Source organism: Bradyrhizobium sp. Leo170, from assembly GCF_004296405.1.
Classification (GTDB): domain Bacteria; phylum Pseudomonadota; class Alphaproteobacteria; order Rhizobiales; family Xanthobacteraceae; genus Bradyrhizobium.
On record NZ_PSRR01000250.1, the window covers coordinates 1 to 12834 of the forward strand.

A 12834-nucleotide genomic window follows, 5' to 3' on the forward strand; every position below is an offset into this window, starting at 1 on the left:
CCATGGCGATGCCGACATCGGCGGCAGCCAGCGCCGGCGCGTCATTGACGCCGTCACCAACCATCGCGACCGCACGGCCCTCGCCGCGCAGCCGCTGCACCACATCGCTCTTGCGCTCCGGCAGCACGCCGGCTTCGACCTCGTCGATCCCGAGCCGCTTCGCCACTGCGCGCGCGGTGGTCGCATTGTCGCCGGTCAGCATCACGACGCGCAGGCCGTCACCGCGCAGCGCCGCCAGCGCCTCTCTGGCCGATGGCTTGATCGGATCGGCGATCGCGATCACGCCGGCCGCACGCCCGTCGACCGCAACATAGATCGCGGTCGCGCCGTCCTGCCGCGCGGTCTCGGCTGCCGCATCGAGCGCCGATGTCGCGATCTTCAGTTCGCCCATCAGCATGGCATTGCCGAGCGCGACCGGTTTGCCTTCGATCGTGCCGGTCGCGCCCTTGCCAGACGGCGAGGCGAAGCCGCTGACCTCGGCGAGCGCAAGCTGGCGCTCCTTGGCGGCGTTCAGGATCGCCAGCGCCAGCGGATGCTCGCTGCCGCGCTCGACGCTTGCGGCCAGGCGCAGCAGTTCGGCCTCGTCGAACTCCTTCGCGGCGATCACACCAACCACCTTCGGCTTGCCCTCGGTGAGCGTGCCGGTCTTGTCGAGCACCAGCGTGTCGATGCTCTCCATCCGCTCCAGCGCCTCGGCGTTGCGGATCAGGATGCCCGAATGCGCCCCGCGCCCGACGCCGACCATGATCGACATCGGCGTGGCGAGCCCGAGCGCGCAGGGGCAGGCGATGATCAGGACGGTGACGGCCGCAACCAGCCCGAAGGTGAAGCGCGGCTCAGGCCCGAACATCGTCCAGGCGGCGAAGGCCAGCACCGCGACCGCGATCACCGCCGGCACGAACCAGCCCGCGACCCGATCGGCGAGGCGCTGGATCGGCGCGCGGGAGCGCTGCGCCTTCGCGACCATGTCGACGATCCGCGCCAGCATGGTATCGCGGCCGATCTTCTCGGCGCGCATGACGAAGCCGCCGCTCTGGTTGACGGTGCCACCGATCACGCGGTCGCCCTCGTTCTTGGAAACCGGCATCGACTCGCCGGTGACCATGGATTCGTCGAGCACCGCGTGGCCTTCAATGACGATACCATCGACCGGCACCTTCTCGCCGGGACGCACGCGCAGGCGATCGTCGACCGCGATCGCCTCAATCGCCACGTCTTCGTCGCCATGCTCGGTGATGCGCCGCGCCGTCTTCGGCGCCAGCCCGAGCAGCGCGCGGATCGCGCCCGAGGTCTGCGCGCGCGCCCGCAACTCGAGCACCTGCCCGAGCAACACCAATACCGTGATCACGGCGGCCGCTTCGAAATAGACCGCGACCTGGCCGTGCATGTCGCGGAAGGCCGGCGGGAACAGATGCGGCGCCAGCGTGCCGACCACGCTGTAGACATAGGCGACACCGACGCCCATCGCGATCAGCGTGAACATATTGAGATTGCGCGTCACGAGCGACTGCCAGCCGCGCACGAAGAACGGCGCGCCGGCCCACAGCACCACCGGCGTCGCCAGTGCGAACGAGATCCAGTTCGCCCATCCCATCGGCACCAGTTCGAGGCCGAGGGCGTGGCCGGCCATTTCGATCACGAACACCGGCAGCGTCAGCACCAGCGCGATCCAGAACCGGCGCGTCATGTCGACGAGTTCCGGATCGGGCTTGTCGTCGAGCGTCACCTCTTCGGGTTCGAGCGCCATGCCGCAGATCGGGCAGGAGCCCGGCCCGACCTGCCTCACTTCCGGATGCATCGGGCAGGTGTAGATGGTGCCGGCCGGGAGCGCCGGCTCGCTCTCGCGGGGCTTTAAGAACTTCTCCGGCTCGGCCGCGAACCGTTCGCGGCAGCGCGCGCTGCAGAAGAAATAGTCCTCGCCCTTGTGGCTGAAGCGATGCTTGGCGGTGGCGGGATCGACCTTCATGCCGCAGACCGGATCGGTCGCGAGCGCGCCGCCCTCTGCCGCGGTGCCATGCTTGCCGCCGCAGCAGCTAGCCGCCGGCGCATCGTGATGATGATGCGCGTGTCCCTCATGCGCGTGACCCTGACCTACCTCTGCCATGGTGAACTCTTCCCGGCCGAACTTCGGCCCTTGAATCTAATACCCTATGGGGGTATATGAACCGTATGCGTGACGAGATCAAGAGTTCCTGCCTGAAACGGCTGAAACGAATCGAAGGCCAGATCCGCGGCCTCGCCAAGATGGTCGAGGACGACCGCTATTGCATCGACGTGGTGACCCAGATCGCCGCCGCACGCGCCGCGCTGCGGCGGGTCGAGGAGGAAGTGCTGCGCGACCATGTCGCCCATTGCGTCGAGCACGCGATCTCCTCCGGCGACAAGGCCGACCAGCGCCAAAAGATCGCCGAGCTGATGGACGTGATCGGCCGCGCTGATCGGTGATGCTCTCGCTTCCCCTCAGACAGCGTGAATCGCGGCAGACCCCCATCCCAGCCTTCCCCCTTTCAGGGGGAAGGAGCGCAGGGAGTCAGCGGCTGCGTGGTCACCTCCCCTTGAAAAGGGGAGGTCGGTTTGCGCGTCAGCGCAAACCGGGTGGGGATCAGCTCTCTCCACACGCGCAAGAAGAGGCCGCCGCGCCGTGGTTAATCCGCGGTAGCACCTGTGGTCAAATGCAAGCGAAACTGCGAGCGGAACCTTAAAGGGCTTCAGCTATCCATCGCCCCGCCAAAGAATATGGGGCGCATCGTGCACAAAGAATTTGATCCAGTTTTAGACCATCAGGGATTTACGACCGGCGACATCCTCTGGGCGCTCGGCATCTGGTCGGTCATCCTTACTTTATCACCAGTCATCATCTTCTACATGCTGATGGTGGCGTGAGCGTTCGCCACGCACTCCGTCATTGCGAGCGCAGCGAAGCAATCCACAATGCCACTCGCGGCGATATGGATTGCTTCGCTGCGCTCGCAATGACGAGTCAGCCACCACCAACAAAAACGCGCGGGGGGCCGCGCGCTTTTGTCAGTCTGGAGGCCTGTCGTGATCAGGCCGCCTGCTTGTGCATCGCGCCGCTTGCCGATGCCGCGCCGCGGATCGCCTTGATCGAACGTTCGATCGCGGCCCAAAGCCGGCCGATCTCGGCGGCTGCGCGCCCCTCGGCATCATATTCGCGGGCGCCTTCACCATGGCTCAACGCCATCAACAGATCGGCGCGATTGGTGATCTGTCCGCTCCAGACCGGTGCACGGAATTTCGCCAGCGACTCGCGCGCGATCGTGACGATCGGGCTCTCCGCGCCATCGCGCTGAGCCGGCGCGCCGTTGATCACGACTGCATAGGGCTTGCGCGTTGAACGGCAGGTCTGGATCGTTTCCTGCACCGCATTGACGTCGAACACGCCAGGCCGCGCCGGAATGATCACCATGGTCGCATTCTTGATGGCGTCGTCGACGACGGCCGACAGGTTCGGCGGCGTGTCGATGAACACCCACTCGATCCCGTCGCGCTTGGCCGCAGCCACAATGCTGCTCACGGAATTGACGGCGGCCTTGATCGGCGGTTCGTTGGTGCCGCGCAGCTTGTGCCACAGCGTCAGCGAGCCCTGCGGATCGGCGTCGATCAGCAGACAAGGCTTGGTTGATTTGTGTACATGGGCAGCCAGGTGAGCAGCCAGGGTGCTTTTGCCCGAGCCCCCCTTACGCGAAGCAAAAACAATCACGTTCATTACGTTGGCCTCCAGATTGACCCCAGGCCACGAAAATGAATCAGCGTGGTGATTCGCGAAAGCAGAAATTTGCGGACAATGCGGCGTGAGCTGCAATTTGCCGGAAAATGTTGTTGTTTGAGTCACACCTTGCGGTGCACACAACCAGCAATAGAAGCGAATGCGCGTTTTTTCAGCGAATCACGGCACGTTTTTTGCGCGCTGGCGCTCGGTCCACTTGCGCTCAACCCATCCGAGAGTCCGCGCGGTCGGCTTTTGTAACACCGGCACGTCTTGTGCGAACAAAAGGAGTCCAAGCGGCAGCATCCATAGCCCGAGCACCGGCAGGAAGCTGAAGACGCCGCCGAGCATCAGCAGAACGGCAAGCGGCATCCGCGCATAGCGCGACGACGGCTTGCGCAGCCACCCGACAAACCTTGCGGGCCGCGGCGGCAGCTTGCCTTCGAACCAGGCAAAGTGCCGGTCTATTTCCATCCTGTAACGTTCGCTCACCGGATTCTCCTCTGGCGAGAAGATGTTGACGAGCGAAAACGCCGCAAGGCGTCAGTCTGTCGCGCGTGCAGGACTTGAACCAGTGCTCGTCCGACTCGCGTTGCTTCGCGGTTCGCGATGTCGCACCTTAATCCGCGGACCTTGCGCGACGCCTGCGCTCCCGTCGTTCCTCCGAGTCGGAACTGAAAAACACGCGGCACGGCGGCGAGAGCTGCGCCTTGTTGCGGGCCATGCAGGCGGTGATCATGTCGACGTCCGGAATGAACGCGCTGCAGAGTCGCATCGCATCGGGCGAGCAAGCCTGCTGCTGCTCGGGCGTATAAGCGGCGCCGGGTCGCGGCAACATCGCGACCATCACCGTCGCGGTCAACAGCAAACCGAACCTGTAATAAGTGGAGCCGACAATCGTCATTGTTCCCCTCGTCATCGATCTGCGGAAATAGTCGATGAAGGCTATTGGATTGGCAAGCCAAGGTGACGGGAACATCACAGCCGAAGCGCGGCACGGCGTCAGCAGCAAGATGGCCAGAACAAGGAAGGATGATGGCTTGATGGAGTGATACAGGTGCCGGGATTGTAGCGGATGGACTTAGCTGCTGATAACGCTGAAGAAATTCTCCCCAGCGATCCGGCGTTTGTATCGGGCTCGGGTGTTGCGCAAAAGCTTCATCGCATGGCGAGTTTATGCAGACTCGTTCACTTGCTTAGGGATCATCTCACGTCCCGACTTCGATGAGGACACGCTCAGGCGACAAGCCGATGTCAGACGACGACGATGCCAGAGTGTTTGGCCTTCTCTTCCGGTTCCACATGAATGGTGATCCGCCTGTCCTCATCCTCAGCCCGCAAGGCCGCTTCGAGGCGGTCGCATATCTGGTGCGCCTCCGACACCGTCATCCGCCCAGGAACGACGAGGTGGAACTCAATGAACGTGACACGCCCCGCGTGGCGCGTGCGAACATCGTGAGCTTCCAGCGCGCCGGCCGCATGGTCGGCAATCGTCCGGCGAATGGCGTTCAACGTTGCCTCGGGCACCGCTTCATCCAGCAGGCCGCCGGCGGACTCCTTGAGGACGCCCCAACCGGACCACAGGATTGTCGCAGCGACGATCAGGGCAAGTGCAGGATCGAGAAACTCCCATTTCATGACGAACGCGAGCGCAAGTCCGACCAGTATGCCGACGGATGAGATGACATCGGTCAGGAGATGTCGGCCGTCTGCAACGAGCGCCGGCGAGCGCATGCGCCGTCCCCGGACGATCAACACCCAGGCCCAGGTGGCGTTGACGATGCTGGCGAGCCCGTTCACGAGCAGCCCCTCCGGCACAACAGCCAGTTTTCTCGGGTGCAGGAAGCCGTCATACGCCTCGCGCACGATCAGGAGTGCAGCGATGATGATCATCACGCCTTCCAACACCGCACTGAAGTATTCGATCTTGTGATGCCCGAACGGATGATTGGCGTCGGCGGGCTTTGCCGAGATGCGGACCGCCCATAGTGCAACAACGGCCGTTACAACGTTGACGATGCTTTCGAGCGCGTCGGAGTAGAGCGCAATGGACCCGGTCAGCCAATACGCCAGGTATTTCAAACCGAGCACCAAAACGCTGACGAGAATGCTTCCTATCGCAACGTTCAGTGGCTTGTTCATCGCTCGGATCGTGTTGAGTGGTGGGCCACGTGCTGTACCGAGGCGACGGCAGGCTTGCAACTTCAATCGCGGCTCTCAGACGCGAATGAATTTCAGTTGCGCCCGACACACGCGGAGTGCTGCGCCACCATCAGGACAAGTATGATCGGCGCTACAGGAAGCGGGAATCGACCTGTCCTGGGACTAGTTCGAGTTCAGTGATTGATGTCGCGGAGCATCGGAGCGTCACATCAGACGGCTCGCTCCGCGCAGGCTGGTTTAAGGGGCTCTCAAGGGGTGAGAATTGAGCCTTTCGGTCGACGGTCTGTCATCCCGTTTCACCGGCTCGGTCTTCATCGGGTCCACCTTGTCGCACCAAACGCACTTGAGTTCTGTTCTCCCGTTCGCGCTTAGGACCGGGACCAATCTCCTGCCGCAATGCAAACACCGCGTAACCGGGTCCATCGCGCTTCTCCGTCCGGGGCCAACGCAGGAACGGTGCCCACGTTCCTACGTTGGTTGCCAAACCGGCATGCCTGGAGCCCGCCTGACGGGGGGCAAACGCGGCCTACAGCAGGCTGCCCGCGCCTTTCTCAATCATCAATCTCGTTAGTAGCTAGTGGCTTGTTACGAAGGCGATGACGGCCTCATCAAAGGCAGGAGCGTTTTCGCCGGGAACAGTGTGAGAGGCGTCGGGAATCGTTATGCGCCTTCGCTCGGGAAGGCACTTCTCCAACTGGTCCACGATGCGATGAAAGAACTCGGGGCTCCGCTCACCATTCATCAGAAGCGTTGGCGCCGAAATGCGCTTTGCCATTTCACAGGTGAACACCGGACGTGGGCGGGAACTTATTGCGTCCGCAACGGCCGACGCCGCATTGTCGGACATCATTTTCCGATCGGCATCTGATCGTCGGTCGTAGGTGCCGGGTCCGCCAACCGCTTCCGCAAAGAGGCGCAGCCCTGCGTCGATATCGCCCTTTCGGAACGCTTCCTGTGTGGACGCGAATCGAGCGCCCCACTCTTTCAGTAGCTCCGCGCTCCCGGGCATCCCGGCGAGCAACCCCGCGGCCGGCGGTTCGTTGACGACCAGGGTTATCACCATCTCGGGATGATTGGATGCGAAGAACAGCGCGGCGTGTGCACCGGCAGAGTGCGCGACGATGTGCGCGCGTTTTATGCCGAGCTCAGCGAGGATGGCGGCCAGATCCTCGCCGTGAACGTCGGCTGCGCCATCAGGCAGGCCATCCTTGCTCGTTGCGTTGGGAAAATGGTTCCGTCGGCTATAGGCAATCACGCGATGGTTTTTTGAGAGCACCGGAAGGTGCCCATTCCAGAAACGATAATCCTGAAGCCCGCCATGCACGAGAACGATCGGATCGCCCTCGCCAGCCTCGACATAGGCGAATTTCGTGTCAGCGGCTCTTAGCTCTTTGACATTATCGGCAATGACTGGCGAGGAGAGTCCAACCGCGAGAGCGACGCCGGCGAGCGGCCCCTTGATTCCGAAGTGCATGACCGAACTCCAGCAGTTGAGGCAGAACACTATAGCGCTGCAACCGTGAATTTACCATGCATCGGTGTGTTGCATCTTTTGATCAACCAAGAGTTGGAAGCGGGTTAGGGTCGCATGATGGCGGACAGCCCCTGCTCCGCTACCGACGCGTCGCGCCCGTGACGGCTCAGCCGCGCGCCGACGCGTTCTCCACCGCCAGCAGATTTGCGTATTTCTTTTCGAAGTCCCAGATTTTCTGGAAGCCGATCATCTTCACGAAGTCCTGGAAGGCCCACATCGGAGTCTCGACCAACCTTCCCTCGGCGTGAGCCTCATAGACGCTTTGAAGCGCTTTTGCGGCGGCGAACAGTCCCGCGGTGGGGTAAATGGCAGCACGGAAGCCGATCTCCTCAAGCTGCTTTTGAGGAAGTATCGGCGTTTTGCCGCCGTGCAGTTGGTTCGAGACCAGCGGCGCGTCGACTGAGGCACCGATCTTCTTCATCTCGTCCACGGATTCCGGTGCCTCGATAAAGATCGCATCCGCTCCGGCCTCGGCGTATGCCACCGCGCGGCGTATTGCTTCATCCAGCGATACTGCCGTTCTTGCGTCCGTTCGCGCCAGGATCAGGAATTCGTTCGAGGAACGCGCATCGCAAGCCACCTTGATCTTGTCCACCATCTCTTCGGTCGAGATGATGTGACGATTGGGCGTGTGACCGCACTTCTTTGGAATCTGCTGATCCTCGATCTGGATCATCGCCACGCCGGCTTTCTCGTAACCGCGCACGGTATGATGGACGTTCAGCAGGCCACCATAGCCGGTATCACCATCTGCAATGACTGGCTTATCCACGGCCTGAGCGATTGCGGTCGCCCGGTCGAGCATGTCGGTATAGGTCGCAAGGCCGGCGTCCGGATATCCCAGATAGGATGCGACGGTGCCGAAGCCCGTCATGTACAGCGCCTTCGCATTCGTCTGCGCCGCGATTTTTGCCGAAACCAGATCGAAAACGCCCGGTGCGGCAATGAACTCTCGCGCTCGCAGCATTTCACTGATCGTTTTCTTGGCCATGTTGATCTCCCATGCGGCTGCTCGCGCTGATGCTTGGGACGAGCCGGGCTGACAGCTCGAGCGCGAAGCGCGCCACCTATTTCACGGATAATCTCTATATTGAAATAGCTATATTAAAGTAGCCACTACCATCACGATGCCGTGCGCGTGTGAGCCCGCCCTCACACGAAATCTGCGGCTGTCGAAGTAGTTAGATGTTAGATGCAGGGCGGCACGGAATCGTTCCAGTCCGGCGTCAGACACGGCGCAATCGCAGCCTTGTGACACTGAAGATAGCTATACTATTATAGCTATATGAAAAGCCGAACTCCTCCTCGCCAAGTCACGACGTTCCGCAACCAGTTCATGAATCTCTCGCGCCGGCTGCGCCGCGAAGCACATGCTGACGACCGCTCCTGGGTACGGCTGCAGTTGCTTGGCGCCATTGAGCGGGCCGGGGACGCCGCCACGCCAACCATGCTCGGCGAATCCGAGAATATGCGATCGTCGAACCTTGCCGCCGCGCTTCGGGAGCTCAACGCGGAGGGACTGATCATCCGGATGCCCGACGCCGAGGACCGTCGTAAGGTGAGAGTCCGCTTAAGCCGAACCGGCCGAGAAGTGCTTCATAAGAATATCACCCGTCGTGAGCAGTGGCTCGCGGACGCGATCGAGCGATGCCTGACGAGGGAAGAACGTGCTTTGCTGTTCAAGGCAGGAGAGCTCCTAAATCGCGTTGCCTCATTCAGCGGGACCGATTCCGGAAAGTGAGGAAGCATCGTCTATCCACCCGATCGGTATCCAGATTTTGTGCCCGCCCCAGCGGCGTCTTCCTTGGCAAAAGCTGTGCAGTAGGAACATCACGGCCAAAGCGCGGCGGCAGGAGGGAACCTGGAGGCTCCGGGAAGGTTGGCAAATCGGGCAGGATCCAGGAAGGGGAGACGAATGATCCGCCCAATATGCACCGCCTTGGCGGTCACTTGTTTATCTGCATCGGCATTCGCCGAAACTTGTGTTGCCTCTCGTTATGGCTACATCGGCAGCCGAACTGCATCAGGCGAGCGGATGGACCCAAACGCAATGACCGCAGCGCATCGTACCAGGCCATTCGGCTCTCAGGTCACAGTCACCTCACACTCAACCGGTCGAAGCGTCACCGTTCGGATCAACGACCGTGGTCCCTTCATAAAGCAACGCTGCATAGACCTATCCACCGGAGCCGCGCGTGCACTTGGGATGGCCGGGACCGCGTTGGTCTTACTCGAATGAGACGCGCGAAAGTTGAGTGGTAAGCCTCCGGTGCGGCCGCCTTCCCGGTTCGTGTTCGAGCGTGGGATGGTTTGCTCATGCAAGCAAGTGAGCAAACGTGACGACGGTTACGGTTCTGTCCGGAGCAGCGACGGCGGTGGACTATTGCCGAGAAGCTTCGGATCATCGAGGACAGTTTGGCGCCCGCAAGACGCGGCGGGAACGCCGCTGCGATCTCGCCGATCGCGCTGGAGGCGGTCAGGCGCATCGACGCTCTGTTTGAGCTCGAGCACGGCGTCAACGGCCTGAGCACCGAAGAACGCCTGCTGGTGCGGCGTGAACAAAGTGCCGCACTCGTGACGTCGTTGCAAGCCTGGCTGTGCGAGCAGCGTGGCCGCTTGTCGCGCTCGGCCTCAGTCGCCGAAAATTTCGGTCGGCCTGTCGGCTTGGGTCTGCCTCGAACGTCCTCGGGGCGGTTCCGTCGGACGAAGGAGACAAGCAATGAATGCAACAGCAGAACCGATGCCCAAGGTTGTAGCGGAGCGTGAGTGGCGCCAAGCGCTCGACACGATGCTTACCAAGGAGAAAGCCCTGACCCGCACCAGGGATGCGCTTGCCGCAGAGCGTCGCCGACTGCCGATGACAAAGATCGAGAAGTCCTACGTCTTCGACGGCGCAGATGGGCGGGTGAGCCTATTGGATCTATTCGATGGCCGGCCGCAGCTTCTCCTCTACCACTTCATGTTCGCGCCGGGCGTGCACGGCTGGCCGTCTTCGGGCTGTCCCGGATGCTCGATGTTCGTGGACAACATCGGTCAATTCGCCGTACCGCACCTGAGCGCGCGCGGCGTATCCCTTGTACTGGTCTCGCTCGCGCCCTTCGCCAGCATCGAGGCCTATCGCAAGCGCATGTCCTGGCCGCACCGCTGGGTCTCGTCAGCGAACAACAGCTTCAATGTCGATCTGGGGATCACGACGCCGAGCGGCGAAGCCCATGGGCTCAGCGTCTTCTTGCGGCGGGGAGACCAGGTGTTCCGCACCTACTTCACCTCCCGACGCGGATGCGAGGCGCTCGGGAATGTCTGGGGTTTCCTGGACGCGACGCCCTACGGGCGCCAGGAGACGTGGGAGGATTCGCCCCCGGATTGGCCCAAGTCACACCCCTACGAATGGTGGCGCCGGCACGACGAATATGAGTCGTAAGAAATCCTTAGACTAACCCGGCGAAAAGCGATCACTCCGCGGCCCGGCCGGAGGGTTCCGTTGAGTATCATTTCGAGATCAGCGCGCGCTTGAACACGCATTGGCAGTCGTGCTCAGTTTCCTAATTCGCGTCGCTACCCAAATTGGAGGCGAACGAAGCGCAAATTGTATCCGCCCAAGGTAAGAGCGAGTCGCAATAATCCAGCAAAATGGGCGGTCCGCATTCGTGCGTGAGTCGAATTCTGGAATAACAGCGAGTCGAAATCGCGGTTTTTCATGATAACGGCGAGTCGATGTAGTTCAATCCATCTCTAAGCCATTCTACTATCTACGTTTATTGGTGCGACTTACATTTGCTCTTCGTGCCATCACGGCATCGGCGTCTATGGGAATACCTACGAGGTCTTCCCGGGCGGCGGTTACACGCGTACCGGGGAGGCAATTATGATCCACATGACGCCGGACATCCGGTTCCTGATCAAAGATGTCGATGCAGCTATTGCCGAGGCTGATCGACGCGTAGGCGCGCGGGTCTAATTTGTAAATCACCGCCGAACGTTGACGGCAGACCCGACCCAGTCGGGACTTAGGCACTCGTCGTCACTAGAGCCCCAAGTCCGCTCGGATAACATGCCGCGTGCTGCGATGCCGGACGATGGCTCCGAGCAAGCGCGCTCCCCAAATACAAGCTCCGTCGCGCTTTCGCGCTGTGCCATGTGCGCAACAGCCGGGCTCTAGGTGACCGCTGTCGTCCCCGCTGTTCGGCTGCAAGGGGCTTCTTTCGACTTTCTAAGCGACAGAGAGAGTGGGACTCCCATCCCCTCGCCCCCGAATACGCGAAATCCGCAGAAAAACAAGGATTCTTGAAAAGCCCGGTCCCAACTTGTGACCCACCGCTGTGTACCACCGGGCCGGCCGATTCGGCCGTGAATCTCGGGCGATCTCGGGGCGATCGAGGATCGTAGGATCGGATCACAGGGCGCCCTCTCGGGGCGAGACGAGGATGCCAGGTGCGGAGATCGCGGAACGGACCATTCGCGACCTTTCGCGAAGTGGAACCGCCGCTGCGTAAATCGCCCGTCAAATTGCCACATGGAGCGTCGGTGAATCCTTGAATGGGAGGCGTTGGATCACGATGTTTCAGAGCCCGCCCCCATGTGACCGCCAAATGGAATTGCACCTCGTTCCCGACACGAACTTGTTCTTCGAGTTCAAGGCATTGGACCAGTTGCCGTGGGCGGAGCTTGGGCACGATCCGGTCGTGCTGCTGCTTACGAAACCGGTGCTCGACGAAATCGACAAGCACAAGAAGGCAGGCGGACGCACGCGCGACCGCGCCTTAGACATCTTCGGCCGCTTCCGCGCGATGCTGGAGTCGGAAGCCAACGACTCCGAGATCCAACCAGCTGGTCCTCGAGTGTTGCTGCGCCGGATGACTATGGTGCGTCCCGATCCCGATATCGAGGAGCATCTGGACTACAACCGGCCCGACGAGAGGCTGATCGGCATCGTCTCGACGCTGAGCAAAGGAGCGCGAGGCTACCAGGTGAAGCTGTTCACGGATGACGGCGGGCCGGCCGGAATGGCCCAGGATCTCGGCGTCCCCTTCAAGATGATCCCCCAGGCATGGCGGCGCCCTCCAGCGGAAACGACGGAGGCGAAGCAGATCCGAGACCTCAAGAAGGTCGTGGAGGTCTACCAGAACCAGGAGCCCAAGGTCGCGATCCGCTGCGAGACCGCGGGTGGCGAAGGGATGGTGACCGTGGCCGGAAAGACCGCCATCCCGCTGACCGAGACGGAGCTCGAAGAGCTCGTCGAGGCTCTCCGCCTTAAGCATCCCCCGCGCGAGGACTTCACGCCTCCGGATCCCACGACGAGCACAGACACCTGGGGCGTGACCAAGACCGTGACGTATTCCGCGCCGGCAGCGGACGACGTCGCGAACTACCGCGACCGCCTCTACCCGAAGTGGCTCGACGACTGCCGCGC

The 12834-nt window shown here is 61.8% G+C and carries 13 protein-coding genes and 1 pseudogene; 7 read left to right on the forward strand and 7 right to left on the reverse strand.

Annotation, left to right across the window (positions count from 1 at the left end; translation table 11 throughout):
* The coding region (locus CWO89_RS31095) for a heavy metal translocating P-type ATPase (RefSeq protein ID WP_130582338.1) at positions 1 to 2104 on the reverse strand (2104 nt) is incomplete at its 3' end.
* Between the two features lie 65 nt (positions 2105 to 2169).
* Here CWO89_RS31095 and CWO89_RS31100 point away from each other — a divergent pair.
* Entirely contained in the window at positions 2170 to 2445 is a 276-nt protein-coding gene (locus CWO89_RS31100) for a metal-sensitive transcriptional regulator (RefSeq protein ID WP_028165400.1), read from the forward strand.
* Between the two features lie 303 nt (positions 2446 to 2748).
* A complete protein-coding gene (locus CWO89_RS48950; protein WP_282531981.1) occupies positions 2749 to 2883 on the forward strand; it encodes a hypothetical protein in 135 nt (44 codons plus the stop codon).
* Positions 2884 to 3046: 163 nt separating this feature from the next.
* Here CWO89_RS48950 and CWO89_RS31105 read toward each other — a convergent pair whose 3' ends face one another.
* From CWO89_RS31105 to CWO89_RS31130, 6 genes are all read right to left on the reverse strand, one after another.
* Positions 3047 to 3727, reverse strand: coding sequence for an AAA family ATPase (locus CWO89_RS31105; RefSeq protein WP_130582339.1), 681 nt, complete (start codon positions 3725 to 3727; stop codon positions 3047 to 3049).
* Positions 3728 to 3907: 180 nt separating this feature from the next.
* Complete coding sequence (locus CWO89_RS31110; protein WP_130582346.1) at positions 3908 to 4201, reverse strand: hypothetical protein; 294 nt, start codon at positions 4199 to 4201, stop codon at positions 3908 to 3910.
* A 145-nt stretch (positions 4202 to 4346) separates the two neighbouring features.
* On the reverse strand, positions 4347 to 4631 hold the full coding sequence (locus CWO89_RS31115; RefSeq protein WP_463701944.1) for a hypothetical protein: 285 nt from the start codon (positions 4629 to 4631) through the stop codon (positions 4347 to 4349).
* A gap of 350 nt (positions 4632 to 4981) precedes the next feature.
* Positions 4982 to 5869: a cation diffusion facilitator family transporter gene (locus tag CWO89_RS31120; protein WP_130582348.1), complete on the reverse strand. Its 888-nt coding sequence runs from the start codon at positions 5867 to 5869 to the stop codon at positions 4982 to 4984.
* A gap of 595 nt (positions 5870 to 6464) precedes the next feature.
* Complete coding sequence (locus tag CWO89_RS31125) at positions 6465 to 7394, reverse strand: alpha/beta fold hydrolase (RefSeq protein ID WP_130582340.1); 930 nt, start codon at positions 7392 to 7394, stop codon at positions 6465 to 6467.
* Positions 7395 to 7530: 136 nt separating this feature from the next.
* Positions 7531 to 8415, reverse strand: coding sequence for an isocitrate lyase/PEP mutase family protein (locus CWO89_RS31130; protein WP_130582341.1), 885 nt, complete (start codon positions 8413 to 8415; stop codon positions 7531 to 7533).
* 345 nt (positions 8416 to 8760) lie between these two features.
* Between CWO89_RS31130 and CWO89_RS31135 the strand changes: the two genes are divergently transcribed.
* The 5 genes and pseudogenes from CWO89_RS31135 to CWO89_RS31155 form a co-directional block, all read left to right on the forward strand.
* Complete coding sequence (locus CWO89_RS31135; protein WP_245476664.1) at positions 8761 to 9165, forward strand: MarR family winged helix-turn-helix transcriptional regulator; 405 nt, start codon at positions 8761 to 8763, stop codon at positions 9163 to 9165.
* Positions 9166 to 9339: 174 nt separating this feature from the next.
* Positions 9340 to 9663, forward strand: coding sequence for a septal ring lytic transglycosylase RlpA family protein (locus CWO89_RS31140; protein ID WP_130582343.1), 324 nt, complete (start codon positions 9340 to 9342; stop codon positions 9661 to 9663).
* Between the two features lie 179 nt (positions 9664 to 9842).
* Positions 9843 to 10061: pseudogene (locus CWO89_RS48230) on the forward strand (IS66 family transposase); the annotation flags it as partial.
* Between the two features lie 82 nt (positions 10062 to 10143).
* Positions 10144 to 10845: a DUF899 domain-containing protein gene (locus CWO89_RS31150; RefSeq protein WP_130582344.1), complete on the forward strand. Its 702-nt coding sequence runs from the start codon at positions 10144 to 10146 to the stop codon at positions 10843 to 10845.
* A gap of 1198 nt (positions 10846 to 12043) precedes the next feature.
* Positions 12044 to 12834: PIN domain-containing protein (locus CWO89_RS31155; RefSeq protein ID WP_130582345.1), on the forward strand; the 791-nt coding region annotated here is incomplete at its 3' end.